We start from the raw sequence: 24,776 nt of genomic DNA on the forward strand, positions 1-24,776 counted from the left end.
GTACAGCACACCAAAGCACTGCGCCGTCCCGTCCAGAAGTAGAGAAACCTCTATCGTCGAACCCAGGGGATGGATAGATTTACAGGGTGTTCACGCTGGCGTCCCTGCTGGAAGACGAGTCGCTGGGCCTCAGGGTCCTGGTTCCGGGCCCTGAAGGGGCCCTGGAGGAGCCGGTCGCCTGGGTCCACAACACCGAGCTGCCGGACCCCTCGGGCTACGTGCGGCGGCGCGAGCTGGTGCTGACCAACGGCCTGTGGGACGACCGGATCGCGGCCTCCGGGTTCGTCGCCAACGTCCGGCGGGCCCGGGCGGCCGGCATCGTCTTCGGCCTGCGCCCGGAGCGCCCCGCCACCCCGCAGGACCTGGTCGACGCCTGCCGTGACGCGGGCGTGCCCCTGCTGGAGATCGCGGCGGCGGTGCCGTTCACCGCGATCTCCGAGGCCGTCGCCACCCGCTACAGCGAGGAGCGGCAGGGCGCGCTGGTCGGCATGGTGCGCCGGGGGGACGCGCTGGCCACGGCGATCTCGCGGGGTGCGGGCGCGTCCGGCGTCCTGCGGGTGCTGCGCCGCGACCACGAGCTGCCGCTCGCGGTCGTCGACCGGATGGGCCGCCTGCTGGCCTCGGCGGGGACGGAGCTGGACGCCGCCCAGCTCCACGCGGTCGCCACGGGGCTGACCCGCCGTCCGCCGCCCCTGGAGCTCGACCTCGGCGCCGCCGGACGGGCCGCGCTGTACCTGGTCGGCGCGGTCGGCGACGTCGACGCGGCGCTGATCTGCCTGCGCCCGGTGAGCGAGCTGACGCGCGCCGAGCAGGACGCGCTGGACCAGGCGGCGCGCTTCCTCAGCCTGGAGGTCGCCAAGCAGCAGGCCGTGCAGGCGATCGAGCTGCGGTTCGCCAGCGAGCTGCTGGAGATGGTGCTGTCGGGGGGCAGCCGCGACGCCGAGGTCCCCGGCCGGCTGCGCGCGTTCGGCGTCGACCCGGAGGGGCCGCTCGCGGTGTGGACGACGGCGTTCGCGGGCGCGGAGGCCACCCTGCCCGGACTCGCGGAGGTGGTCGGCGAGTTCTTCGTCTCCGCCGGCGTCCCGGTCGTCGTGGCGGCCGGGTCGCAGGACGTGGTGGCGGTCCTGTCGTGGCGGCACGGCGAGCGGGAGGCGGCGCCCCTCGCCGAGCGCCTCGCCGCCGCCGTGGGGGAGCGCTTCCCCGGCCACCGCGCCGTCGTGGGCCTCGGCGGGACCGCCCGGGGGCCGGCGGGGCTGCGCGAACCGCTCATCAGGTCGCGCGAGGTCTGCCGCACCCTGCGGCGGGGCGGCGCCGGGCCCGCCGTCCGGACCTTCGCCGAGCTCGGCCCCCACCGGCTCCTGCTCGGGACGCAGAACGCGGCCGCCCTGCGCACCCTGGCGGACGGCGTGCTCGCGCCGATACGCGAGCACGACGCCCGGCGGGGCGGCGAGCTGGAGGCCACGCTGCGCGCGTTCCTGGACCACGACGGGCACTGGCAGGCCACCGCCGCCGCCCTGCGGGTGCACGTCAACACGCTGCGGAACCGGCTCGCCAGGATCGCCGAGCTGACCGGCCGCGACACCGCCCGCACCGCCGACCGCGTCGACCTGTTCCTGGCCCTGCGGGCCGCCGACATGGCCTGACCCGGCGCGGGCGGTCAGTGGGGGTGGACGTCCGGGTCCACCCGCGGGGGGCGGTGGGGACGCGGCCGGACGTCCGGATCGGCGAGCGCCGCCTCCGCCACGTCCCGGCAGCGGGCGAACGCGACGTCACCGCACTCCCGCGCGTACTCGATGAACCGGCGCAGCGCCAGCGCCCGGCCCGGCCGCCCGGACAGGAACGGGTGCACGCACAGGTTGAACAGGCACCGGTAGTGCCGCATGCCGTCCAGCTCCGCCCGCCACAGCTCCAGCACCTTGCCCGGCGACTCGATGACCGCCCCGACGTGCGGCTCGGGCAGGTAGGCGTACTGCTCCCAGTCGTCCAGCGACCAGTGCACCGGCAGCTCGACGATCTCGCCCGCCGCGGTGGGCACCCGGTAGGGCCGGTCGTCGCCCATCAGGGACGAGTCGTAGCGCAGCCCGTGCTCGGCCACCAGCTCCGCCGTCGTCCAGGACGCCTCCCACAGCGCCGCCCGGTGCCCGGTGATCTCGATGCCCTGCCCGGCGAACACCTCCAGGGCGCGCTCGAAGTCCGCGCGCTCCTCCTCCGGGGACATCGACGTGGGCGGACGGTGGGAGTAGGAGTGGTGCGCCACCTCGTGCCCGCGCTCGACGATGGAGGCGGCCAGCCCCGGGCGCCGCTCGGCCACCCAGCCCGGCACGAAGAACGTCGCCGGGACCTCCAGGTCGTCCAGCAGTTCGAGGATCCGGGGGAGCCCCACGTCCGGCCCGTAGGCCTGGTGGGACATCGTGCTCGCGTGCGCGGCGTACCGGCCGCCCTGGGCGAGGACCGGCGTCTCGGCGTCCACGTCGAAGCCCAGGGCGACCACCGCGGCGGCCCCGCCGTGCCAGCTTCCGGCCATGTCCCCGCCCCTCTCCTCGCCCTCCGCCGCCGGATCAGGCGTCCGCACCGGCCGCCAGCCGCCAGCGCCGGACGTTGTCCAGGGTGACCATCGGCGACAGCATCGCATGGTCGAACCGCTCGGACGGCGTGCCCTCGGCGAGGCGGCGCGGCAGGTCGGGGTGCACCAGCGCGCCCCTGGCCACCGAGACCAGGTCGGCGTGGCCGTCCGCCAGGACCTGCGCCGACAGGTCCGGATCGTGCATCCCCCCGTTGGCGATCACCGGCAGGCCGCTCACCCGGCGGGCCAGGCCGGTGACGGTGAGCCCCCGGTCCAGCCGCGCGGATTCGAGCCAGTTGCGCCCTTCGCTCGCGACGTGCAGGTAGCTCGCGCCCGCCTCGGCCAGCGCGGCGAAGATCACCTCCGCGTCGTGGGCGCCGCCGGGCCAGCGGTACCGGAAGTCGTTCACCTTGGTCTGCGACACCCTTACCCCGACGCTCCAGTCCGGCCCCACCTCCGCGCGGATCGCCGCGACGACCTCCGCCGCCAGGCGCACCCGGGAGGCGACCGGCCCGCCGTAGGAGTCCTCGCGCAGGTTGGTGTAGTCGGTGAGGAACTGGTCCAGCAGGTAGCCGTTGGCGGCGTGGACCTCCACCCCGTCGAACCCGGCGCGCTTGGCGTTCGCCGCCGAGGCGACGAAACCGTCCACGGCCTGCCTGATGTCGTCCAGGCTCATCTCCTTGGGGGCCGTCCAGGGGCCGTGCCCGCCGTACTCGGGCATCTTGACGCCCTGCGGCACCACCGCGGACGGCCCCGCGGTGTCGTCGCGGTAGGGGTTCCCCTGCGACAGCGCGCCCGCGTGCATCAGCTGGGCCACGATGGAGCCCCCGGCCTCGTGCACACCGGCCGTGGCCTCTCGCCAAGCGGCCACGTGCCGCTCCGACACCAGGCCCGGCTGGTTGAGGTAGCCCTGGCTGTAGACGGTGTCGGTGTAGGTCCCCTCAGTGATGACCAGGCCGAAGCCGCCGCGCGCGAACTCCGTGTAGTACTCGGCCATCTCGGGGGTCGGGGTGCCGTCCGGCGCGGCCGAGACGCGTGTCATCGGCGCCACCACCAGGCGGTTGGACGTGCGCAGCCCGCCGGCTCGTCCCGGCTCCAGCGCCGGATGCGCGATCTTCACGGTCATCTTCGCTCTCCTTCTCGTTCCGTGGACCGGGTCGAGGCCGGTCCGTCTCACAGGACGTCGATCGCCATCGGGGTCGGGCCGTCGGCGTTGATCCCGGCCAGGTCCTGCGGGCACGCCGACACGACGACGACGCAGTCCATGACCGCCTCGAAGGTGATCGCGTCCCCGGCCCGGCTCTCGGCGGCCAGCCACCGCAGCCGTCCGGACGCCTCCACCGGGATCCGCATGAACACGTTGACCGGCTGCGGGACGGTGGCGGTCGACAGCCCCATCCCCGCCAGCGCCGATTCGAGGTTCCGCGCGCACGAGGCGTGCCCCGGCGCTCCGAGCCCCTCGTACCGGGCGGGGTCGCACGCGGCGATCAGCATGTCGTGCGAGCCGGGGGAGGTGTCGTCCGCCAGGGTCAGGATCGGCCTGCGCCGATCAGTGACGAACGACTCACCCACCTGGGGAAAGAGCCGGCTCGTCACGCTGCGGGTGTGCGCGGCGCTCAGATGCTCGCGCGGGTCGTCCGCGGCGAACGCGAACAGGTCGCCGACCTGGCCGCCCTCCACGTCCACCACGCGCACCCGCCGCCCGGCGCCCACCCGCACCGCCCGGCCTTCTCCGGCGGGCACCATCGTCCGTCCCATCGTCACCATGCCGGACAGCACACCACCGGCCAGACCGCCGTGGCCATAGAGCTTCATCCAGGTTTGTATAGGTCGGGTGGACCTTCATCCATGGTCGACCGTCCTGGACGGGCCAGTGCCCGGCCCGCCCTCCGGCGTGCCCGCTTCGCGCCCGCACGGGGCGAGGCCGATGGCGGCCATGCACCCTCGGTCACGGCCGGTAACCGGCGGAGCGGGCCGCCGGTCGGTCGCCTCATGGTCCACGACCCGCTCGCCGGACGCGGCCCGGACCGGAGCCACGCCGCCGCCCGCTCCGAATGATCATGGCGCCTGGTCCGTTTCTCTCTGATATGGGCGGTACTCTTCCCGCAGCGTTCATGCGTGATGAAGGTGCGGCGGGCAGAGAGGGACACGGCAGTTGAGCAAGGGAACAGGCGATGCACATCTCCCCGAGATGTTGCGCTCCCGGCGGGATGTCATTCTTAACCGGTGGGTCAACCTGGTCGTCGCGGGGGTGCGCGGCCGGATCACGGAGAGTGAGCTCAGGGTCGAGCTCTCCGAGCTGTACGGGTTGATCGAGAAGGCGACCGGCGGAGAGCGGGAGGCGGCCGCGGAACTCCGGGCCGCGCTGACCGAGATCTCCCGCACCCGCGCCCGGCAGGGATTCAGCCCCAGCGAGACCGCGGTGAGCGTGTTCTCGATCAAGCAGGCGGTCCTGGAGCAGGTCGGCGCCCTCGGCGACGTGGCGGCGTACGCCGAGTTCGCGGCGTTCTCCTCCGAGATCGACGATCTGGGGCTGCTGACCTTCGAGACCTACGCCGCCGCGCGCGAGCAGGTCATCGCCGACCAGACCGAGCAGCTGCTCGAACTGTCCACGCCCGTGGTGAAGCTGTGGGAGGGGATCCTCGGGGTCCCGCTGGTGGGCACGCTCGACTCCGCCCGCACGCAGGTGGTGATGGAGACCCTGCTGGAGCGCCTGGTCGAGACGGGCTCCCAGTTCGCGGTGATCGACATCACCGGCGTCCCGGCCGTGGACACCGAGGTGGCCCAGCACCTGCTGAAGACCGTGATGGCGGCCAGGCTGATGGGCACCGACTGCGTGATCTCCGGCATCCGCCCGCAGATCGCCCAGACCATCGTGGCGCTCGGGATCGAGTTCGGCGACATCCCGACCAAGGCCTCCCTGGCCGACGCCCTGGAATGGGCGCTGGAGCGCAACGGCACCCGGGTCGTCGCCGGGGCGGGGGCCTGATGGAGCGCGTGCCGATTCTGAAGATCGGCCAGGTCCTGCTGGTGTCGATCCAGATCGACCTGCAGGACCAGACCGTGCTGGCGCTCCAGGAGGATCTGGCCGACCGGATCGTCAGGACGGGCGCACGCGGTGTGATCATCGACATCACCGCGGTGGACATCGTGGACTCGTTCATCGGCAGGATGTTCGCCACCATCGCCTCGATGTCGCGGCTGATGGACGCCGAGACGGTCGTGGTGGGCATGCGGCCCGCGGTGGCGATCACCCTGGTCGAGCTGGGGCTGTCGCTGGGCGGCGTCCGCACCGCCCTGGACCTGGAGAAGGGCATGCGCCTGCTCGGCGCGCCGCTGCCGGCCATCGCCCCCGGCGCCGTGGACGCTCGGTGACGACTCCGGCGGGTGACTCCGTCCCCATCACCTCCAACGACGACGTGGTCCGGGTGCGGCAGCTCGTGCGGGCCGCGGCGGCGTCGGCGGGGATGTCGCTGGTCGACCAGACCAAGATCGTCACAGCGGCCAGCGAGCTGGCCCGCAACACCTTCGTGCACGGCGGAGGCGGCTCCGCGCGCGTGGAGTCCGTCGTCAACGCGCGGGGACGCGCCGGGGTGCGGCTGGTGTTCACCGACTCGGGCGGCGGGATCCCCGACGTGGCGCAGGCGCTGACCGAAGGGTGGACGAGCGGGGGCGGCCTCGGCCTGGGCCTGCCGGGCGCGCGGCGCCTCGCGGACGAGTTCGAGCTGGAGACCGAGGTCGGGAGGGGCACCACGGTGACGGTGACCAAGTGGATCCGCTGACCGGCACCGGATGGATGACCAGCCCGCCGCCCGGTGACGCGGTATGGCTGCGGGCCGAGGAGCCCAGCGCGGCGGCCGGCGCCCGGCGCCACGCCGCCCGCCTGGCCGGGAGGCTCGGCTTCGCGGGGGAGCGCCTCGGGCAGATCCAGCTCGCGGTGACCGAGGCGGCCACCAACCTCGCCAAGCACGCCGTGCAGGGCGAGATGCTCGTACGGATCGTCCGGACGGGTGAGGAGGCCTCGCTGGAGCTCGTGTGCCTGGACCGGGGCCCCGGCATCACCGATGTCCGCGCGTCCCGCCTGGACGGGCACTCCACGTCCGGCACGCTCGGCCTGGGGCTCGGGTCGATCGAGCGGCTCGCCGACCGCACCGGAATGCATTCGCTCCCGGGCGCCGGCACCGTCCTGTACGCCGGGTTCACGCGGTCCGCCGGCAGGGAGGCCGGCCCGGCGCCGGGCCCGCCCTTCGCCGGGCTGACCCGGCCGATCGACGGGGAAGAGGAGTGCGGCGACGCCTACGCCGCGCGGCTGGACGGCGGAACGGTCTACGCGATGGTCTGCGACGGCCTCGGGCACGGGCCGATGGCGGCGCGGGCCGGCCGGGAGGCCGTCACGGCGATGCGCGAGGCCGTGCTGCCGGCGCGCCCCCTCGACCTGCTGCGCCAGGTGCACCAGCGCCTCGGGGCGACCCGGGGCGGCGCGGTCGCGGTGGCGGCCGTGGACCCGGCGGCGGGCGCGGTGCGGTTCGCCGGCCTGGGCAACGTCGCCGGATGGATCGTCGGTCCCGACCGCCGGCAGGGCATGATCTCGGTGCCGGGCATCGCCGGCGCGAAGACCCGGACGCTGCGCGAGCACGCCTACGAGCTGCCGGAGGGCGCCGCCGTGGTGCTGCACTCCGACGGGCTGACCGACAAGTGGGGCCCCGCCGGCCGTCCCGGGCCCTCCCGCGAGCCGCTGCTCATCGCCGCGGACCTGCTGCGCTCCGCCGGGGTGCGGCACGACGACCGCTGCGTGCTGGCCGTGACCACCGCCGGACGGAGGTGAGCCGATGCCGGAGGAACTGCTGCGCCTGCGGGTGGCCGACGACGAGGGGGTCTTCGCCCTCCGCCAGGCCGGCCGGCAGGTCGCCGCGGCGGTCCGGCTGGACGTCCAGGACCAGGTGCGGGTCGCCACCGCGCTCAGCGAGGTCGGCCGGGAGCTGGTGGCCCACTCGGGCAGCGTCGCGGTGGTCTTCTGCCTCGACGTGCGTCCCGTGCCGCGGCTGCTGATCGACCTGGAGTACGCGCCCGCGCGCGGCGACCGCCGTCCCATGGAGGGCGACGCCGCCGCCGCGCGCCTCATGGACCTGGTGGAGGAGACGGGGCTGGAGGCGAAGCGGACCGTCCGCCTCGCCAAGGACCTGCCCGCCGACGCCGTCGCGGTGGCGGGAGCGACGCTGGCCGACCTGCGCGCCCGGCTGGCGCGCCTGCAGCCCGCCACCGCGCTGGAGGAACTGCGGACCCAGAACGCCGAGCTGGTCGAGGCGCTGGAGGACGTCCGGCGGCAGAGCGAGGAGCTCCGCGCGCTCAACACCGAGCTGGAGGAGACCAACCAGGGCGTGATGGCCCTCTACAACGAACTCTCCACCGAGCTGGAGGAGACCAACCGGGGAGTGGTCGCGCTGTACGCCGAGCTGGAGGAGAAGTCCGACCAGCTCCGCGAGGCGGGCGAGGCCAAGAACCGCTTCTGGGCCAACATCAGCCACGAGCTGCGCACGCCCGTCAACGGCGTCATCGGGCTCGCCCGGCTGCTCCTCGACCCCGCGGCCGAACCCCTCACCGAGGAGCAGCGGCACCAGGTCTCGCTGATCGCCGGCGCCAGCGAGACCCTGCTCTCCCTGGTGAACGAGCTGCTGGACATGGCCAAGGCCGAACAGGGGCGGCTCGCGCCGCGCCGCACCCTCGTCGAGGTCTCCTTGATGCTGCGGCAGCTGGCGGACCTGATGACGCCCATGGCCGAGCAGTCGGGAGTGCGGCTCCAGGTGGACGCCGCCGAGGCGGGGGCCCTCACCCTGGTCACCGACGAGGTGATGCTGACCCGGATCCTGCGCAACCTGGTGGCCAACGGGCTGAAGTTCACCGACGAGGGCGAGGTGCGCCTGACGACCCGGCGCGCACCCGGCCACCTGGAGTTCGTCGTCGCCGACACCGGGATGGGCATCCCGCCCGGCGAGCAGGAACGCGTCTTCGAGGAGTTCTACCAGGTACCGGGCACCAAGCCGGGGGGAACGGGGCTCGGCCTGACCTACTCCCGCCGTCTCGCCCACGCCCTCGGCGGCGATCTGACGCTGGAGAGCGAGGTCGGCGCGGGCACGACGGTGACGCTGCGCCTTCCTCCGTACCTCGGCCTGGCCGAGCTCCGCCTCGCGCACGTGCTGGTCGCCGACGGGGACGGCGCCGCGCGCCGGCTGCTGCGGGACATGATCGGCGACGCCGCCGAGCGCGTCAGCGAGGCCGGCGACCCGGAGACCGTCCAGGACCTGGCGGCCTCCTCCGACCCGCCCGAGCTGATCCTGCTCGGTCCCGGCATCTCCGCCGCCGACGCGGTCGGCGGGCCCGGCGGGCCGCCCGCCGGGACCGCCGTCGTGCAGATCGCCCCGTCGGACGCGGCCGCCTCGGACGGGACGCGGCCCGAGCGCGTCGACGCCGTCCTCGACCAGGCCCAGCTCGCCCCGGTCATGCTCGCCGACGCGGTGGCGCGGGCCCGGGCCCGGCGAACGGCGCGGACGCCATGACCGACGTGATCCCCACCGCGACCACCCTGGTCGTCGACGACAACGAGACCAAGCGCTACATCATCGGCAGCTGGCTGCGCCGCGCCGGGCACATCGTCGTGGAGGCCGCCACCGCCGCCCAGTGCTGGGAACGGCTCGCCGAGCACCAGATCGACCTGGTCGTCCTCGACGTCCAGTTGCCGGACGCGAACGGCATGGAGGTCTGCGAGCAGATCAAGGCCGCCCCCGCGACGGCGTCGCTGCCCGTCGTGCACATCTCCGCCACGGCCGTCGAGGCCACCGACCGCACCCACGGGCTGCGGCGCGGCGCCGACGCCTACATGACCGACCCCATCGACCCGGGCGAGTTCATCGCCACCGCCGAGGCGGTCCTGCGCTACTACCAGGCCCGGCGCCGCGCCGAGCGGATCGCCGAGCGGATGGCGGCGTTCACCAGCACCTCGCTGGCCATCAACGCCGCCACGACCTTCGACGGGCTCGCGGCGGTGGCGGCGCGCGGCGCGTTCGACATCTTCTCGTCCCCCGCGGCGGTGTACATCCTCCCCCCGGACGGCCACGTGAGGAGGACGGCCAATCTGGGCGGCGAGCCGTGGAACCGGCCCTGCCCTCCCGACGTGCCCGCGCGGCTCGCCGCGGCGACCGGCCTCGGCGACGACACCGGCACCCGCATCGCGGCCGTGCCGGTGGCGCGCTGGCGCGAGCTGCTGCCCGACAGCGAGCCGAAGGGCGAGGTCCTGCTGGTGACCTCGCGGGCCAAGCCCGGCCGCCCCGCGATCGGGGTGGCGATCGAGGCCGGCGGCGCCTCCGACGAGGACGCCACCCACCTCCTGCGCCAGCTGGGCCAGGCGGTGGCGCTGGCGATGGAGGCGCTGCGCTCCTACACCGAGGAGCACATGATCTCCCTGACGCTCCAGCGCAGCCTGCTGCCCGCCGTCCACCCCGCCATGCCCGGCTGGGCGTTCAGCGTCCGCTACGAGCCGGCCAGCGACCAGGCCGAGGTGGGCGGCGACTTCTACGAGGTCATCGACCGCGGCGAGGACGTCCTGGTGGCCATCGGCGACGTGCAGGGGCACTCCCTGCACGCGGCCACCGTCATGGCGGAGCTCCGGCACGCGATGCGCGCGTTCGCCGCGGAGGGCCATGGCATCACCGAGATCCTCAGGCTGCTCAACACCGTGATGCAGCGCTACCACGACGACCAGACCGCCACGATGTGCCTGATGTCGCTGGACCCGCGCACGGGACGGCTCCAGGTCGCCAACGCGGGCCACCTGCCGCCCCTCCACATCGCCGGGGGGCAGGCCGAGTACGGCGGCCGGGGCGGCCTCCTGCTCGGCTTCCCCGCCGAGCGTCTCGGCCTCGAGGAGACGACCGTCCCGCCGGGCGGCACCGTCGTGCTCATCACCGACGGGCTGGTCGAGGACCGCACGGTCTCCCTGGCCGCCAACCTCGAACGCCTCCGGGTCCTCGCCACCGACGTGGACGACGACCTGGAGGCCTACAGCGACCGCATCATCACCGAGTTCGGCCACCGCGAGGACGACGTCGCCCTCATCGTCCTGCGCCGCGACGCCTGAGTCAGAGGCGCCGAGGAATCGCCGGGAGTCACCGTCCCCGTGAAACGCCGGCGGCGGGATCCGACCCGATCGCGTGCGCGGTGATTGACCCAAAACGTGCACTCCCTTGAGCTAGTCGATCGAGGCAGCGGGAATCAGGCGAGGCGTACGGGAATCCACGCTCCGCGATCGCGCGCGGGCCATTAGGGAGTGCACTTGTCCTCGGCACCGGATCCGTCGGAACCGGAAGCGGAACCGGAGCGACGGCGAGGCCTTGACTACCTTCTCACCATTCCGAGGGGCATCGCGCAGGTCGATTTCCAGCCGAACCACTGGACCGGTCTGATCTTCCTCGCGGCCCTGTTCGCGGGCGGCTGGCAGTTCGGCGCCTACGGGCTTCTGGGGACGGTCGTCGCCACGCTCACCGCCCACCTGCTCGGCGTCTCCTGGCGGGACCGGACCTCGCTGGGCCTGGAGGGCTTCTGCGGCACGCTGATCGGCGTCAGCCTGGTGCTCTACCTGAACGCCCGGTGGATGACGGTCCTGCTGGTCATCGGCGGCGCGATCGCCGGCAGCGTGCTCACCTCGGCGCTGCGGGCGGTCCTCGCCCCGTACGACCTGCCCACGTTCACCGCGCCCTTCTGCGTGATCACGTCTGTGATGGTCATCGGCGGGCCGTCCTTCGGCCGGGTGTGGGCGGAGCACGCGGGCTCGGCCCCGCCGTCCGCGTCCGCTCCGGGCACGGCGATGACCTGGACCTACTTCTGGAAGGGCACGTTCAACGGCGTCGGCCAGGTGTTCTTCCAGGACAAGTGGTACGTCGGCCTGATCTTCCTGGCCGGCCTGGTCGTCGCCGGCTGGGTGACGGGGCTGGTGGCCCTGGTCTCCAGCCTGATCGGCCTGCTCACCGGCTGGGCGCTGGGGGCGCAGGCCGCCGACCTCGGGGCCGGCCTGTACGGCTACAACTCCGTGCTGACCGGGCTCGCGCTGTTCGGCACCTTCGTCGTCGTCACCTCGCTGAGCGCCGCCTACGCCGTGGTCGGCACGGTGGCGGCGGCGGGCCTGACGGCCGGCGTCGGCACCCTGTTCGAGGTGGTCGGAGGCCACACCCTCACCTGGCCGTTCGTGCTGGTGACCTGGGTGTTCCTCGCCGCCGTCCCGATGTTCAACAAGATCGAGCGCGCTGGGTGACCGCCGGCGGCGGTCGGGCGCGGAAGGGAAACCGATGAACCTCACCCCGCGGGAGATGGACAAGCTCGTCCTCTTCACCGCCGCTCAGATGGCGCAGCAGCGCCGGGACAGGGGCCTGAAGCTGAACTACGCCGAGACGGTGGCGCTGATCAGCTCCGCGATCGTGGAGGCGGCCCGGGACGGCAGGACCGTCGCCGAGTGCATGGAGCTCGGCAAGCGGGTGGTCGGCCCCGGCGACGTGCTGCCCGGCGTGCGCGCGATGCTGAAGCTGATCCAGATCGAGGCCGCCTTCGACGACGGCACCAAGCTGGTCTCCTGCCACGACCCGGTCGGCGGCAGATAGTGTCCGGCGGCCGCCGGGTCGTCCTGGTCGGCGGGCATGAGAGCCGCCAGGGCCGGTGCCTTCCGGACCTGGCCGGTCCCGGGGGCCCGCGCGTGCGCGCCGCGGGACGGGACCTGCACTCGGCGCTGCGGCCAGGCGACCGCCTCGTGGCGGTGCCGATGACGCTCGGGCGCGACCCGGACCTGCCGGTCGTCACCGCGCAGACCCTGAGGTGGGCGGATCGGGAGCGGGCGCCGGGAGACCTGCTGCTGGCCGGGCCGCTGGGCACGGCCGAGCACCTGGTCGGCTGGATCAGGGGCGAGGTCACCCGGACGCTGCTCGACGGGCCGGGGGAGCGGGCGGTCCTGCTGGTGGCGCCCGCCGCCGGGCCCGAGCCCGACGCCGAGCTGTTCAGGGTGGCGCGGCTGGTGTGGCAGTACACGCCCGTCCGGTGGGTGGAGGTGGCGCTGACGGGCGGTGAGCCGGACGTGGACGAGGGCGTCGAGCGCTGCCGGCGGCTCGGGGCGGACGACGTCGTCCTCGTGCCCGCCTCCTTCGTGCCGGCGCCCCGGCGGGACGGCGTGCGGACAGCGGGCCCGCTCCTCGGACCGGCCTCGCTCGCCGCGCTGGTCCGCGCACGGGTGGCCGAAGCGGAACGCCGGTGGAGCGGCGACGGCGACGACGGGCTGGCGCCCGCCGCTCCCGGGCACGGCCACGGCCACGGCCACGGGCACGGCCATGAGCAGGATCACGGTCATCTCCGGGAGATCCACGTCGGGTGATGGCGGACATGAAAGGAGAGGTCCATGTCGGATGACGTCTACATGTACGGCGAGGGCGATATCGAACTGAACGCCGGTCAGCCCAGGGAGACCATCCTGGTGCAGAACACGGGCGACCGCGCCGTCCAGGTCGGTTCGCACTTCCATTTCTTCGAGACCAACCGGGCGCTGAGATTCGAACGCGACAAGGCGTTCGGGAAACGGTTGGACATCCCGTCGGGAACCGCGGTCCGATTCGAGCCCGGAGACACCAAGGAAGTGACGCTGGTCGAGTACGGCGGGGGGTTGCGGCTGGTGGGTTTCGGGGGCCTGCTCAACGGCAGCGTCCGGTCGAGCGAGGCCCACCGCACGGCGCTGCGGCGGATGCACAAGCGCGGCTATCTCGACGAGCCGGTCGAGCCGCCGAAGAAGACGTCCAGGAAGACGAAATCCTCCCGTTCCGGGAAGAAGGGCTGAGTCGCCATGACCACGATGAGCCGTCAGCAGTACGCGTCCATGTACGGCCCGACGGTCGGCGACCGGCTCCGCCTCGGGGACACCGACCTCGTCGTCGAGGTGGAGAAGGACCACACCGAGGGGCACTACGGGGACGAGGCCCAGTACGGCGGCGGCAAGACCGCCCGCGACGGCATGTCGGCCGACCCGGCGTCGGGGCGGTCGGTCGCCCTGGACCTGGTGATCACGAACGCGGTGGTCCTCGACCCGGTGCTGGGCGTCGTCAAGGGCGACATCGGCATCAAGGACGGGAAGATCGCCGGAATCGGCAAGTCGGGCAACCCGCACACCCAGAACGGCGTCGACCGGCGTCTCATCATCAGCGCGACGACCGAGGTGATCTCCGGTGAGAACCTCATCGCCACGCCCGGCGGGATCGACACCCACGTCCACTTCATCACGCCCCAGCAGGCCCAGCACGCGCTGAGCAACGGGATCACGACCCTGGTCGGCGGCGGCACCGGTCCGGCGGACGGCAGCCGCGGCTGCACCACCACCCCCGGCCCGTGGAACATCTCCCGCATCCTCCAGGCCTACGAGGACATCCCGATCAACATCGCCGTCTACGGCAAGGGCAACAGCAGCCTCCCGGGCCCGTTGGAGGAGCAGATCGCCGCGGGCGCCGCCGGGCTGAAGGTGCACGAGGACTGGGGCGCCACCCCGGCCGTCATCGACTGCGCGCTGTCGGTCGCCGACGAGCTGGACATCCAGATCAACATCCACACCGACACCCTGAACGAGGCCGGCTTCGTCGAGGACACCATCAACGCGATCAACGGCCGCGCGATCCACACCTACCACTCCGAGGGCGCGGGCGGCGGGCACGCCCCCGACATCCTCCGGGTGACCGGCGAGCCGAACGTGCTCCCGGCCTCCACGAACCCGACGCTGCCCTACACCGCCAACTCGGTCGACGAGCTGCTGGACATGACGATGGTCTGCCACCACCTCAGCTACGACGTGCCCGAGGACGTGGCGTTCGCCGACAGCCGGGTCCGCGCCGAGACGATCTCGGCCGAGACGGTGCTGCACGACCTCGGCGTCATCAGCATCATCGGCTCGGACTCCCAGGCGATGGGCCGGGTGGGAGAGTCGTTCACCCGCGCCTTCCAGGTCGCCCACCACAACAAGGACAAGAGGGGCGCGCTGCCCGAGGACTCGTCCCGCAACGACAACTACCGGGTGCTGCGCTACCTGGCCAAGCTGACCATCAACCCGGCCCGCGCCTCCGGGATCGCGGACACGATCGGCTCCCTGGAGGACGGAAAGCTCGCCGACATCGTGCTGTGGCCGGTCCACTCCTTCGGAGCCAAGCCGTCCATGGTCGTCAAGGGCGGCATGGTGAGCTGGGCGCAGATGGGCGACCCGAACGCGTCCCTGCCGACGCCGCAGCCCGTCTACTACCGGCCGACGTACGGGGCCTTCGGAAGGGCGCTGTCGAGCACCTGCGCGACCTTCATGTCCGGCGCCGCGATCGAGGCGGGCGTGCCCGAGCGCCTCGAACTGAAGCGGCTGATCCGGCCGGTGCGCCAGTGCCGGACCGTCGACAAGCGCCACATGCTCCGCAACTCGACGCTCGCCGAGATCAAGGTCGATCCGGAGACCTACAAGGTGACGGTGGACGGGGAGCCCGCGCACATCGAGCCGGCCACGAAGCTGCCGCTGAACCGGCTCTTCTTCCTGGCATGAGCGCACGTCCGGCCACCGCGGACCTGGATCCGCTGCTGGCCCAGTTCCAGCTCACCGACTCCGGCTTCCCGAGCGGGATGTACACGCTGTCGCACGGTCTGGAGGGGTACGTCCAGCTCCAGATCACCGGGCCGGAGAACCTGCGCGAGCTGCTGACCGACCTGCTGGACAACGCGGTCGGCCCGGCGGACGCGGCCGCCCTGGTCCTGGCGCACCGCGCGGCCCGCGAGGCCGGCTGGGACGAGCTGGTCCGCGTCGACCGGCGGCTGCACGCGATCAAGCTGAACCGCGAGCAGCGGGCCGCCTCGACCCGGACCGGACGGCAGGTCCTGGACACGGCGGCCTTCGCGTTCCCCGCGCCCGAGACCGCCCGGCTGGCGGAGCTGGTGGCGGACAGGACCACGCCGGGCAACCACGCGGTCGTGGTCGGCGCGCTCTACGCGGGCCTCGGCGTGTCCGCGGCGCACGCGGTCGCCGCCGACCTGTACGCCTTCGCCGCGAGCTGGACGGCGGCGGCGGTGCGGCTGGGGCGCACCGACTTCCGCCGCGCCCAGCGGCTGCTGTGCGAGGTCCGCCCGGACCTCGCCCGGGTCGCGCGGGCGGCGCTCGCCGTCCGCGACCCGCGGGAGCTGCACGGCTCGGTGCCCGTCGCCGACGTCGTCTCGGCCGCGCACGAGCGGGCGGAGGCCCGCCTGTTCGTCACCTGATCCGTTGACACGAAGGAGGCGGGATGGAGCTGGACAAGGTCTTCAAGGTGGGCATCGGGGGCCCGGTCGGAAGCGGCAAGACGGCGCTGATCGAGGCGCTGGTGCCGAGGCTGCGGACGCTGGGCCACGAGATCGGCGTCATCACCAACGACATCTACACCCAGGAGGACGCCGAGCACGTCCGCCGCACCCTGGCCGGGACGCTCGACCCCGAGCGGATCGTGGGGGTCGAGACGGGCGCGTGCCCGCACACCGCCGTCCGCGACGACCCGACCATGAACCTGGCGGCGGCGGCCGAGATGCTCGACCGCTTCCCCGAACTCGACCTCCTGCTGTTCGAGAGCGGCGGCGACAACCTCACGCTCACCTTCAGCCCGGCGCTGGCCGACGTGTACATCTTCGTCCTGGACACCGCCGAGGGCGAGAAGATGCCGCGCAAGCGCGGCCCCGGCACCACCGACTCCGACCTGCTGGTCATCAACAAGATCGACATCGCCCCGTACGTCCGCACCGACCTGGCGGTCATGGAACGGGACGCGCGGGCGGTGCGCGGCGAGGGCCCGGTCGCGCTGACCGACTGCCTCGCCGGCACCGGCGTCGCGGAGGTCGTCGACTTCATCGAGGCGCGGGCGGGGGCGGCGTGTACCTCGCCGGTGTAGGGGCGGCGGGCGGCGCAGGGGGGACCGACCGCCTCTCGCCCGAGCGGTACCTGCCCCGCTGGGTGCCCGAGCCCGTGCGGCGGCACGCCCGCGCCGTGGACATGCTCCCGGCCGGCAGCCCCGGCAAGGTCGGCGTCCTCGACCTGGAGTTCGAGCTGGTCGGCGACCGGACGGAGCTGACCGGCCACTACCAGAAGGCGCCGCTGCACATCACCCGCCCGCTCCGCCCCGATCCCGGAGCGCCGGACCTGCCGTACGTCATGCTCATGTCGTCCGGAGGCGGTGTCCTCCAAGGGGACCGCTACCGCGTCGACGTCTCCTGCGGTGCGGGGGCGTCCGTGCACGTGACCACCCAGGGCGCCACCCGGCTCTACCGGATGGAGCAGGACTACGCCACGCAGCTCGTCCGGCTCGCGGTGGGCCCCGGCGGCTACCTGGAGTACATGCCGGACACGACGATCCCCTTCGGGGGCGCCCGCTTCTACCAGCACATCGCCGTCATTGCCCCTCCCGACTCCACTGTCCTGATGGGCGAGACGCTGCTGGCCGGCCGGCTCGCCCGCGGGGAACGGCACGCCTACACGGCGTACTGCAGCGACGTCGAGGTGCACGACACCGCGGGACGGCTGCTGTTCGCGGATCCGCTTCACCTGGTGCCAGGGGAGCGGGCGGTGACGGGCCCGGCGGTGATGGACGACTTCGGGGTCCTGGCGTCCCTGTACGTCGTCACCGGTCGGAGACCCGCGCAGGCCGTGGCGGACACGATGCACGAGGCGCTCGCCCGCACGGGGCTGCGGGCCGGAGCCAGCGTCCTGCCGGGAGACCGGGGCGCCTGGGCGCGCGTCCTGGGGGAGCGGTCGCCCGAGGTCGAGACCGCCTTCATGCACGTCTGGGATGCCGTCCGCCGGCTGCTGCTCGGCGTGCCCGCCCCCGAGCGGCGCAGATGGTGACACCGGCCATGGGGGATCCGCGAAGGCGGGCCGGGCGGCTGCTCCGCCGCGAGGCGGCCGAGGCCACCGTCCTGGACCGGCGCGGGAAGGGGCCGCCCCGCCACCCGGGGATCAGGCCGCGCGCGCTCCTCGACGTCGCGATCGGAGGGGCGGTGGGGGCGCTGGCCCGTGACCTGCTCATCAAGGCGATGCCCGGGGCGCGGCACGGGTTCCCCTGGGGGACCCTCCTCGTGAACATGCTCGGTTGCCTGTTCATCGGGATCCTGACGACGTACCTGCTCAAGGGCAGGCCGCACCCCGTCGCCCGGCCGCTGCTGGTGACCGGGTACCTGGGAGGGTTCACCACGTTCTCCCACCTCATCGACGGCGTGCACGCCCTCGGCCGCGCCGGCGCCTGGGACCAGAGCGCCGTCTACGCGGTGGTCAGCGTGGTGGGCGGATGGATCGCGGTCGCCGCCGGCCTCTGGGGCGGAAGGCTCCTGCCGTACCGCGCCGCAGGACCGGAGGGCGGCGCGCCGACATGATCGCTCTGCTGGTGCTCATCGGGGGAGCGTGCGGCGCCATGCTGCGCTTCGTCCTCGACACGACGGTCAAGAACCGGTTCGGGAAGGCGTTCCCGTGGGGGACGCTGACGGTCAACCTCCTCGGCACGGGAATCCTGGGCGCGCTGCACGGCGTGACGACGAGCGCGGGACCCGACGGCCTGGTCGGCACCGGTTTCTGCGGTGCGCTGACGACGTTCAGCACCTTCGAGCTGGACACCGTCCATCTCTTCCAGGACGGGCAGTACGCCAGGGGCGCGGCGAACGTGCTCCTCTCCCTGGGGCTGGGCATCGGCGTGTTCAGCCTCCTGTACGCCGCCTTCCAAGCGGTCTGACGCGGGCCGTCCCTGCCGATGGGCGCCACGCGGGCCGCTGCCGGGAACTGGCTGAGCCGGGCCCTCGCGCCGTCCAGGGAGCCCCTGCCCTGGCTCGGCGCCGCCCGCGCGGCGGTCGCGTTCGGCACGGTGACCGCGGTGGCGCTGGCCCTGGACGAACCCCGCGCCGGACTGCTGGCGGCGGCCGGCATGGTGCTGGCGACGATGCGGCCCGACACCGGCCCCTACCGGTCGAGGGCGCTCGGCCTCGCCGCCTCGCAACTGGCGGGCGCGGCCGGCCTGGTCGTCGGCCAGTTCGCCCACGGGCACGGCTGGGGGACGGTCACGGCGACCACGGCGGTCGCGCTGCTGTCCGGGCTGGTCAGCTCGATCGGCACCATCGCGTCGGGGGCCTCGCTGGCGCTGCTGTTCATGAACGTGATCGGTACCGGCCTGCCCGGGCCCGGGGAGTGGTGGCTCCCCCCGCTCTTCCAGCTCGCGGGCGGAGCCTTCTACATCGTCCTGGCGGTGCTGAGCTGGCGGCCGTGGAGACGCCGCCCCGGCCCCGAACACCGGGCCGTCGCCGACGTCTACGGCAGGGCCGCCGACCTGGTCGACGCCGCCCCCCATCCGGGCGGCGCCCGGACGGCGCTCAGCATGGCGGTGGACACCGCCCAGGACGCGCTGATGTGCCATCGCGTCCGCGACAAGGAGCACTGGGGCGAGGAGACGCGGTGGCTGGTCGCCATGCTCAACGCGGCCACGCCCCTCCTGGAGGCGCTCACCCTGCTCATCCGGTCCGCGCGGCCCGCGCCGCCGGGACTGGCCGAGGCGGTGCGGCGGATCGCGGACGCCGTCCGGAGCGGGAACCGGGACGCGGGGACCGCGCCGTTCCGGGGGGACCCGGCGTTCGCCCGGCCCGTCGAGTTCGCCCGCCGGCGGCTGTCGGAGGCGCACCCCGAGGACCCCGACTGGCTCGGGCTGCCGAGACCGCTGCCGGCCCGGGCGTACCGGGCCGCCCGGATGGCCCTCACTTCCGCTGCGGCCTGGCGGTACGGGCTCCGGCTGGCCCTGTGCATGGCGATCGCCTCGGCGTTCGTCGAGTTCCCGGGCGTGCTCCACGACCTCTGGATCCCCACGGTGCATTCCCTCTGGCTCCCGCTGACGGTCGCCGTGGTCCTGAAACCCGACTTCGGCTCGGTCTTCGTCCGGTCCCTGCTGCGCGCGGTCGGCACGGTCGCGGCGGCCGTCCCCACCCTGCTGGTGCTGGTGGCCGTCCCGCGCGGCTGGGCCGCGGTCCCGCTCGCGGCGCTGTTCGGCGGGCTGATCCCGGTGCTGAAGGCACGGTCCTACGCGATGCGGACGGTCGCGGTCACCCCCCTGATGCTCTTCCTGTTCGACATGACCTCGCCGCAGCCGTCCGACGAGCTCGTGCTGGCCCGCCTGTCCGACACCCTCCTCGGCTGCCTGATCGTCATGGTCTTCGGATACGCCCTCTGGCCGTGGAGCCGCCGGGTCCGGATCGGCGAGCGGTTCACCGCGGGGTTCGGGGCGCTCGCCGACTACCTCGACGAGGCCTTCACCGGCCCCCGGAACGTCCGGGCCCGGGACCGGAGGGCCCTGCACCGCAGCCTCGACGCCGTCCGGGCCGACCTGCGGGAGGTGCAGTCCGAACCCCCGCCGGCCGGCCGCGCGGGCGCCGCCTGGTGGCCGGTCCTGGGCGCCCTCGACGCGCTCGTGGACACCGTCACCGCCGCGTCCGTCAAGGTCCGCGGGGGCGCCGAGCCGCCGCCGCGGCGGGCGGCCCGGGCCATCTCGGCGGATCTCCGGGAGATGGCGGCGGCGGTGCGCGACGGACGGCCGCCGCGGACACCGCGCCTGCCCGGCCCGTCCGGCGAGGGCGTCCTCGGCGAGGCGGCCGTCCAGATCCGCCGTCTGCACAGGACCCTTCCGCTGTGACGGCCGGGCGCGTTCACCCGATCCGCAGCTCCGTGTCGAGGCCCTCGGCCTCCTCGCGGGCGCTCGGGCGGAAGGCCAGCAGGACGTCCACGACCTTGCCGATGACGTAGGTCAGCACGAAGCTGTAGCAGCCGACGGCGAGAATGGCGACGATCTGCTTCCCGAGCAGGGAGATCGAGCCGCCGTAGACGAGCCCGGCGGTGGGGCTGCCGTACTTGCCGGTGGCGAAGAACCCGAGCAGGACCACGCCGACGATGCCGCCGGCGCCGTGGATGCCCACGACGTCCAGGGTGTCGTCGTATCCGACGGACGTCTTGACCTCGACGGCGTACGTGCAGACGACGGCGACGACGATGCCGAGCACCGTCGCGCCGAACAGGTTGACGTATCCGCAGGCGGGGGTGATGGCCACCAGGCCGGCGAGCGCGCCGGTCGTGCCCCCCAGCCTGGAGAACCGCCCGAACCGGGCCCGCTCCAGCAGCATCCAGGCCAGCATCGCGACGCACCCGCACATCATGGTGTTGACCACGGCGTTGGCCGCGAGGGCGCCGTCCGTCAGCGCCGATCCGCCGTTGAACCCGAACCAGCCGAACCACAGCAGCCCCATGCCCGCCATCACCAGCGGGATGTTCTTCGGCTCGGGAGGCCCCTCCCTGCGGAAGCGCAGGCCCGGCCCGAGCACCAGCGCCAGCGCCAGGCCCGCGATGCCGGAGTTGAGTTCGACGACCAGGCCGCCGGCGAAGTCCAGCGCGCCCCACCGGTTGATCCAGCCCCCCTTGGAGAACACCCAGTGGGCGACCGGCAGATACACGAGGGTCACCCAGACCACGCCGAAGACCATCCAGGGCCCGAGCCGGACGCGGTTGGCGACCGAGCCGCTGATCAGTGCGAGCGTGATGATCGCGAAGACCAGCTGGAACATCGAGAACACGTACTCCGGGATGACGCCCCTCAGGACCGACGGGGTGGTCTTGAGGAACTGCCACCTGCCCCAGCCGATGAGGCCGGCCCCTCCCACGTCGTCGCCGAACGCTAGGCCGTACCCGTAGGCGAACCAGACGACGGTCACCACGGCGATCGAGACGAAGCTCATGTAGAGGACGCTGACGAGGTTCTTCGCCCGGACCATGCCGCCGTAGAAGAGGGCGAGTCCCGGCGTCATGAGCAGCACCATGGCGAAGCTGACGAGCACCCATGCTGAATCGCCGGTATTCAACCCAAAACTCATGCATCAACTCCTGGCTTAAGGCGACACCATTGAGGTATGGGCAGCGGCGAGCATGTGAAACGCTCCGGAGGAGTGCCTCCGGACAAATTTAGATAGGTCGGCCTTTGCCTTCGTTTACCAGGCCGAACTTTTTCTGGGGCGTCGCCGGGGCGGGCGGTTGCGGTGTGGTCGCGGCGCCCGATGATCATCGCGTGCGGTTCCAGGCCGTGGACGCGGTGGGGCCGCGCACAGGTCACGACGAAGCGACCGGAACGGTAGAAAACCGATAAAAACATGTGCTTGAGGGGAGGACCGGGCGCTGTTAGCTTCACCCGGTGGACCACATGCGTGCACAGGCGGAGGCGATCGAGGACTTCGCGGCGGTTCTACGAGAACTGCGGGAATCGGTCGGCAACCCGCCTTTCCGTGAGATGTCCGGAAGGTCGGGGGCCATCTCGCACACGACGTTGCACGAGGCCACGAAGGGCAACCGCCTCCCGAGCTGGGGGACCACCGTCGAGTTCGTCAAGGCGTGCGGCGGGGATCCGGCCGCGTACCGGGAACGCTGGGAGAGGGCGAACCAGGCGGTCAGGTCGGCGAACGCCGAGAGGCCCGCGTCCGCCGCGCTCGAAGCCTCCGTCCCGAAGACGGCCGAGGCCCAGGCCCTGCACATCGCCCTGGAGCCGCCGGGGCCCTCCGAGCATGACGAGACCTCGGCTCCCCGGTCCGCCGCGCCGGTGCCCGGGCATGGCGCGGGGGACGTGCGGGCGCTCTACCCGGCCCCGAAACGCCGGGGAAGATACCGGTTGAGCAGCCCGGGCGCGGTGGCGCTGGCGGCGGCGGTCATCGGTACGTGGGCCGTGGTCCTCATCGTGGTCGACCACGACTCCGGCAAGGACGGCATGGAGGAGTACGGGAACCGGGCGAAGAACGCGCTCACTCCTGCCGACTGCCCGGTGCAGCCGACCAACCCGGCGCCGGCCTCGCCGAGGCACAAGGGCGACGCCGCCAGCTTCGTCGCGGACATCACCCTGCCCGACTGCACGCGCGTCGGCGCCGGCCAGAACATCACCAAGGTCTGGCGGCTCAAGAACACCGGAACGGTCCCATGGGACGGCTACTCGCTGCGCCGCCTCGACCTCCCGCAGAAGGCCGGCGACTGCCAGACCATCTCCGACGTGCCGATCGCCGACACGGAGCCGGGCCGCACGGTCGACGTCCGGGCCGAGATCACCACGCCGCGGAAGCCGGGCTTATGCTACGTGCGGTTCAAGATGGTGGACGGTGAGGGAAAGGTCGCGTTCCCCGGAAGCCGTCCGGTCAACTTCCAGGTCATCGTCGAAGGACCGTAGCCCCCGCCGCGAGGGGCACGGCGGGGGCCGGTCGAACGGTCGGGGGATCAGGAGAGCGTGATCCCGGTGTAGTAGGCGTTGAGGATCCTGGAGTAGCTCCAGCCGGCCTCGGCCTTGTCGCGGGAGCCGTACTGCGACATCCAGTCCCCGGTGACCCAGCCGCCGCACGCCGTCGTCGTGGAGCAGTAGTGGGCCTCAAGGATCTTCCCGCCGCGGGTCATGCGGGTGTCCCACGTCGCGTCCACCGCGGCGCTCGTCGACGCCTTCGCGGATCCGGGCTTGTAGACCTGGCTCGACGTGGTGTCGTAGACGTCGAAGCACTGGCCGCCCGACGTCGTGCGGGTCGAGTGCAGCGCCCAGTACCAGCCGTAGCTCTTGACGGCCATCGCGCCGGCCTTCAGGGACTCCGCGGGCCAGCTCGGCACCCACTCGTTGGGCAGGACGTCCTTGACGTAGCTCTTGAACGTCACCCGGTCGACCCGGCCGAGCGACACCCGGTACACCAGGATCGTCGATGGGAGCCTGCTGTCGGAGCCGTCGGTCTTGCAGCCGGTCGGCGGCGGCGTCGAGCCCAGGAACTGGTGGGAGGCGTTCTGGTTCTTGAGGGTGGCGTTCAGGTTGCCCTTGGCGCCGGCGCTGAAGTCCTGGTAGCTGCCGCCGTAGTTGCTGTTGTAGTAGACGCGGACGGTCTTGCCGGTGTTGTTCCAGACGGAGGCGGCGTTGTTCTTGACGCACAGGCCTTTGCCGTTGCCGTCGCCTTTGAAGTCGTAGCAGGAGGGCTGTGTGGTGCCGTAGTCGGCGATGGATCCGGTGAAGTCCGAGATCGAGCCCTGGTTGTCGCTGTTGTAGTAGTAGCAGAACTCGCCGCTGTCGCACTTGCCGTCGCGGGCCGCGGCCGAGGCGGGGGAGGCGGGGACGAGGGCGATCCCGCCGAGCGCCGTCGCGGCGGTCGTCGCGGTGACCCGCGAGATCAGCCGCACGCTTCGTTTCGACACAGTCGTCTTCCCCTCTGGTGGAGGCCGCTGCGCTCTATCGGACGTTGTAGCCCTGGGAGTTCCAGAACGTGGTCGGGTTCGGGTTGTCCAGGGTCGGGTCGTTGACGCTCTTGGCCGCGTGCGTCTGCTGCCCGAGACGCATCTCGACGTGGGTGTGGGCGCCCGAGCTGGACGACACCCCGTGCCACGACTCGTCGGCGATGACCTGGCCGCGGCTGATCGACTGCCCCACGCTCAGCGAGGACCGCGGAGCGGAGTGCAGGTAGATCACCGTCTTGTCGAGCGAGGCGTTGTAGACGGAGATGGTGGAGAGCCCCGAGCTGCCGGTGGCCCCGCGCGCGATGTAGATGATCTTACCGGCGACCAGGGCGTGGACGTCGGAGCCGATGCCGCGGGCGATGTCGATGCCCTCGTGCCGTCCGGGCGTGGTGGTGTACCCGTCGAAGCCGCAGGTGATGCTCCCGCCGCTCGCCGCGTACAGCCCGTACGACATGTTCGTGCGCGCCGACGGCGAGAACTCGTGGGAGGCGTTCTGGTTCTTGAGGGTGGCGTTCAGGTTGCCCTTGGCGCCGGCGCTGAAGTCCTGGTAGCTGCCGCCGTAGTTGCTGTTGTAGTAGACGCGGACGGTCTTGCCGGTGTTGTTCCAGACGGAGGCGGCGTTGTTCTTGACGCACAGGCCTTTGCCGTTGCCGTCGCCTTTGAAGTCGTAGCAGGAGGGCTGTGTGGTGCCGTAGTCGGCGATGGATCCGGTGAAGTCCGAGATCGAGCCCTGGTTGTCGCTGTTGTAGTAGTAGCAGAACTCGCCGCTGTCGCACTTGCCGTCGCGGGCCGCCGCCGAGGCGGGCAGGACGTAGACGGACGCGACCCCGCCGAGCGTGACCGCGCCGGTCGCCGTGGCGGTGAGGGCCTTGGTGAGCTTGTTCATGCCGTTCTCTCCTT

Annotated in this window: 24 protein-coding genes and 1 pseudogene; 19 read left to right on the forward strand and 6 right to left on the reverse strand. The window is 72.7% G+C overall.

Going from position 1 to position 24,776, the window contains the following annotated elements:
- Positions 1-86: 86 nt before the first annotated feature.
- Positions 87-1,643, forward strand: coding sequence for a helix-turn-helix domain-containing protein (locus AB0C87_RS20540; RefSeq protein ID WP_345179463.1), 1,557 nt, complete (start codon positions 87-89; stop codon positions 1,641-1,643).
- Between the two features lie 14 nt (positions 1,644-1,657).
- On the opposite strand, the gene AB0C87_RS20545 is transcribed toward AB0C87_RS20540, so the two are convergent.
- The 3 genes from AB0C87_RS20545 to AB0C87_RS20555 are packed head-to-tail and all read right to left on the reverse strand — an operon-like array spanning position 1,658 to position 4,378.
- Positions 1,658-2,524: a polysaccharide deacetylase gene (locus AB0C87_RS20545; protein WP_345179462.1), complete on the reverse strand. Its 867-nt coding sequence runs from the start codon at positions 2,522-2,524 to the stop codon at positions 1,658-1,660.
- A 34-nt stretch (positions 2,525-2,558) separates the two neighbouring features.
- On the reverse strand, positions 2,559-3,689 hold the full coding sequence (locus AB0C87_RS20550; RefSeq protein ID WP_345179460.1) for an NADH:flavin oxidoreductase: 1,131 nt from the start codon (positions 3,687-3,689) through the stop codon (positions 2,559-2,561).
- Between the two features lie 47 nt (positions 3,690-3,736).
- Positions 3,737-4,378 (reverse strand): urea carboxylase-associated family protein, encoded by a 642-nt coding sequence (locus AB0C87_RS20555; protein WP_360578984.1) that lies wholly within the window; start codon positions 4,376-4,378, stop codon positions 3,737-3,739.
- 376 nt (positions 4,379-4,754) lie between these two features.
- On the opposite strand from AB0C87_RS20555, the gene AB0C87_RS20560 reads away from it, so the two are divergent.
- The 17 genes and pseudogenes from AB0C87_RS20560 to AB0C87_RS20640 all read left to right on the forward strand — a co-directional run bounded on the left by AB0C87_RS20560 (position 4,755) and on the right by AB0C87_RS20640 (position 20,283).
- Positions 4,755-5,552 carry an STAS domain-containing protein gene (locus tag AB0C87_RS20560; RefSeq protein ID WP_360578986.1) on the forward strand — a complete coding sequence of 266 codons (798 nt, stop codon included), beginning with the start codon at positions 4,755-4,757 and terminating at the stop codon, positions 5,550-5,552.
- Positions 5,552-5,938, forward strand: a complete 387-nt coding sequence (locus tag AB0C87_RS20565; protein WP_345179454.1) for an STAS domain-containing protein — start codon at positions 5,552-5,554, stop codon at positions 5,936-5,938. Before AB0C87_RS20560 ends, AB0C87_RS20565 begins: the two co-directional genes overlap by 1 nt.
- The gene (locus AB0C87_RS20570; protein ID WP_345179452.1) at positions 5,935-6,345 is read left to right on the forward strand and encodes an anti-sigma regulatory factor; all 411 of its coding nucleotides are present in this window, start codon (positions 5,935-5,937) and stop codon (positions 6,343-6,345) included. The genes AB0C87_RS20565 and AB0C87_RS20570 overlap by 4 nt, the downstream gene beginning before the upstream one ends.
- Positions 6,333-7,388: an ATP-binding protein gene (locus tag AB0C87_RS20575; RefSeq protein WP_345179450.1), complete on the forward strand. Its 1,056-nt coding sequence runs from the start codon at positions 6,333-6,335 to the stop codon at positions 7,386-7,388. Before AB0C87_RS20570 ends, AB0C87_RS20575 begins: the two co-directional genes overlap by 13 nt.
- A gap of 4 nt (positions 7,389-7,392) precedes the next feature.
- Positions 7,393-9,117 (forward strand): ATP-binding protein, encoded by a 1,725-nt coding sequence (locus tag AB0C87_RS20580; protein WP_360578989.1) that lies wholly within the window; start codon positions 7,393-7,395, stop codon positions 9,115-9,117.
- The gene (locus AB0C87_RS20585) at positions 9,114-10,694 is read left to right on the forward strand and encodes a SpoIIE family protein phosphatase (protein ID WP_353833057.1); all 1,581 of its coding nucleotides are present in this window, start codon (positions 9,114-9,116) and stop codon (positions 10,692-10,694) included. The genes AB0C87_RS20580 and AB0C87_RS20585 overlap by 4 nt, the downstream gene beginning before the upstream one ends.
- Positions 10,695-10,889: 195 nt before the next feature.
- On the forward strand, positions 10,890-11,864 hold the full coding sequence (locus AB0C87_RS20590; protein WP_353833056.1) for an urea transporter: 975 nt from the start codon (positions 10,890-10,892) through the stop codon (positions 11,862-11,864).
- Between the two features lie 34 nt (positions 11,865-11,898).
- Positions 11,899-12,207: an urease subunit gamma gene (locus tag AB0C87_RS20595; RefSeq protein ID WP_345179443.1), complete on the forward strand. Its 309-nt coding sequence runs from the start codon at positions 11,899-11,901 to the stop codon at positions 12,205-12,207.
- Positions 12,208-12,299: 92 nt separating this feature from the next.
- Positions 12,300-12,968: a hypothetical protein gene (locus tag AB0C87_RS20600; RefSeq protein ID WP_360578993.1), complete on the forward strand. Its 669-nt coding sequence runs from the start codon at positions 12,300-12,302 to the stop codon at positions 12,966-12,968.
- A gap of 24 nt (positions 12,969-12,992) precedes the next feature.
- Positions 12,993-13,295: pseudogene (gene ureB, locus AB0C87_RS20605) on the forward strand (urease subunit beta); the annotation flags it as partial.
- 135 nt (positions 13,296-13,430) lie between these two features.
- On the forward strand, positions 13,431-15,152 hold the full coding sequence (gene ureC / locus AB0C87_RS20610) for an urease subunit alpha (protein WP_360578995.1): 1,722 nt from the start codon (positions 13,431-13,433) through the stop codon (positions 15,150-15,152).
- Positions 15,149-15,859 (forward strand): urease accessory UreF family protein, encoded by a 711-nt coding sequence (locus AB0C87_RS20615; RefSeq protein ID WP_360578997.1) that lies wholly within the window; start codon positions 15,149-15,151, stop codon positions 15,857-15,859. Before ureC ends, AB0C87_RS20615 begins: the two co-directional genes overlap by 4 nt.
- 23 nt (positions 15,860-15,882) lie before the next feature.
- Positions 15,883-16,518, forward strand: a complete 636-nt coding sequence (ureG, locus tag AB0C87_RS20620; RefSeq protein WP_345179437.1) for an urease accessory protein UreG — start codon at positions 15,883-15,885, stop codon at positions 16,516-16,518.
- A complete protein-coding gene (locus AB0C87_RS20625; protein ID WP_345179435.1) occupies positions 16,500-17,468 on the forward strand; it encodes an urease accessory protein UreD in 969 nt (322 codons plus the stop codon). The genes ureG and AB0C87_RS20625 overlap by 19 nt, the downstream gene beginning before the upstream one ends.
- Positions 17,469-17,476: 8 nt before the next feature.
- Positions 17,477-17,992, forward strand: coding sequence for a CrcB family protein (locus AB0C87_RS20630; protein WP_360356797.1), 516 nt, complete (start codon positions 17,477-17,479; stop codon positions 17,990-17,992).
- Positions 17,989-18,345, forward strand: a complete 357-nt coding sequence (crcB, locus tag AB0C87_RS20635; RefSeq protein WP_360579000.1) for a fluoride efflux transporter CrcB — start codon at positions 17,989-17,991, stop codon at positions 18,343-18,345. The genes AB0C87_RS20630 and crcB overlap by 4 nt, the downstream gene beginning before the upstream one ends.
- A gap of 18 nt (positions 18,346-18,363) precedes the next feature.
- Positions 18,364-20,283, forward strand: a complete 1,920-nt coding sequence (locus tag AB0C87_RS20640) for an FUSC family protein (protein WP_345179429.1) — start codon at positions 18,364-18,366, stop codon at positions 20,281-20,283.
- 13 nt (positions 20,284-20,296) lie between these two features.
- On the opposite strand, the gene AB0C87_RS20645 is transcribed toward AB0C87_RS20640, so the two are convergent.
- The gene (locus AB0C87_RS20645) at positions 20,297-21,511 is read right to left on the reverse strand and encodes an ammonium transporter (RefSeq protein WP_345179427.1); all 1,215 of its coding nucleotides are present in this window, start codon (positions 21,509-21,511) and stop codon (positions 20,297-20,299) included.
- Between the two features lie 323 nt (positions 21,512-21,834).
- On the opposite strand from AB0C87_RS20645, the gene AB0C87_RS20650 reads away from it, so the two are divergent.
- On the forward strand, positions 21,835-22,842 hold the full coding sequence (locus AB0C87_RS20650) for an NBR1-Ig-like domain-containing protein (RefSeq protein WP_345179611.1): 1,008 nt from the start codon (positions 21,835-21,837) through the stop codon (positions 22,840-22,842).
- Between the two features lie 47 nt (positions 22,843-22,889).
- Here the strand turns inward: AB0C87_RS20650 and AB0C87_RS20655 are convergent, their stop codons facing one another.
- Positions 22,890-23,837 carry a peptidase inhibitor family I36 protein gene (locus AB0C87_RS20655; protein ID WP_345179426.1) on the reverse strand — a complete coding sequence of 316 codons (948 nt, stop codon included), beginning with the start codon at positions 23,835-23,837 and terminating at the stop codon, positions 22,890-22,892.
- A gap of 34 nt (positions 23,838-23,871) precedes the next feature.
- Positions 23,872-24,762 carry a peptidase inhibitor family I36 protein gene (locus AB0C87_RS20660; protein WP_360356785.1) on the reverse strand — a complete coding sequence of 297 codons (891 nt, stop codon included), beginning with the start codon at positions 24,760-24,762 and terminating at the stop codon, positions 23,872-23,874.
- Positions 24,763-24,776 lie beyond the last annotated feature (14 nt).

Origin of the sequence: Actinomadura sp. NPDC048021 (genome assembly GCF_040653135.1) — a bacterium.
Lineage (GTDB): Bacteria > Actinomycetota > Actinomycetes > Streptosporangiales > Streptosporangiaceae > Spirillospora > Spirillospora verrucosospora.

Bases quoted from the DNA above. Each gene is read 5' to 3' on its own strand.
- AB0C87_RS20545 (WP_345179462.1), bottom strand. From the start codon at position 2,524: ATGGCCGGAAGCTGGCACGGCGGGGCCGCCGCGGTGGTCGCCCTGGGC.
- AB0C87_RS20550 (WP_345179460.1), bottom strand. From the start codon at position 3,689: ATGACCGTGAAGATCGCGCATCCGGCGCTGGAGCCGGGACGAGCCGGC.
- AB0C87_RS20555 (WP_360578984.1), bottom strand. From the start codon at position 4,378: ATGAAGCTCTATGGCCACGGCGGTCTGGCCGGTGGTGTGCTGTCCGGC.
- AB0C87_RS20560 (WP_360578986.1), top strand. From the start codon at position 4,755: ATGTTGCGCTCCCGGCGGGATGTCATTCTTAACCGGTGGGTCAACCTG.
- AB0C87_RS20565 (WP_345179454.1), top strand. From the start codon at position 5,552: ATGGAGCGCGTGCCGATTCTGAAGATCGGCCAGGTCCTGCTGGTGTCG.
- AB0C87_RS20580 (WP_360578989.1), top strand. From the start codon at position 7,393: ATGCCGGAGGAACTGCTGCGCCTGCGGGTGGCCGACGACGAGGGGGTC.
- AB0C87_RS20585 (WP_353833057.1), top strand. From the start codon at position 9,114: ATGACCGACGTGATCCCCACCGCGACCACCCTGGTCGTCGACGACAAC.
- AB0C87_RS20595 (WP_345179443.1), top strand. From the start codon at position 11,899: ATGAACCTCACCCCGCGGGAGATGGACAAGCTCGTCCTCTTCACCGCC.
- ureC (WP_360578995.1), top strand. From the start codon at position 13,431: ATGACCACGATGAGCCGTCAGCAGTACGCGTCCATGTACGGCCCGACG.
- AB0C87_RS20615 (WP_360578997.1), top strand. From the start codon at position 15,149: ATGAGCGCACGTCCGGCCACCGCGGACCTGGATCCGCTGCTGGCCCAG.
- ureG (WP_345179437.1), top strand. From the start codon at position 15,883: ATGGAGCTGGACAAGGTCTTCAAGGTGGGCATCGGGGGCCCGGTCGGA.
- AB0C87_RS20630 (WP_360356797.1), top strand. From the start codon at position 17,477: ATGGGGGATCCGCGAAGGCGGGCCGGGCGGCTGCTCCGCCGCGAGGCG.
- crcB (WP_360579000.1), top strand. From the start codon at position 17,989: ATGATCGCTCTGCTGGTGCTCATCGGGGGAGCGTGCGGCGCCATGCTG.
- AB0C87_RS20640 (WP_345179429.1), top strand. From the start codon at position 18,364: ATGGGCGCCACGCGGGCCGCTGCCGGGAACTGGCTGAGCCGGGCCCTC.
- AB0C87_RS20645 (WP_345179427.1), bottom strand. From the start codon at position 21,511: ATGAGTTTTGGGTTGAATACCGGCGATTCAGCATGGGTGCTCGTCAGC.
- AB0C87_RS20650 (WP_345179611.1), top strand. From the start codon at position 21,835: ATGCGTGCACAGGCGGAGGCGATCGAGGACTTCGCGGCGGTTCTACGA.
- AB0C87_RS20660 (WP_360356785.1), bottom strand. From the start codon at position 24,762: ATGAACAAGCTCACCAAGGCCCTCACCGCCACGGCGACCGGCGCGGTC.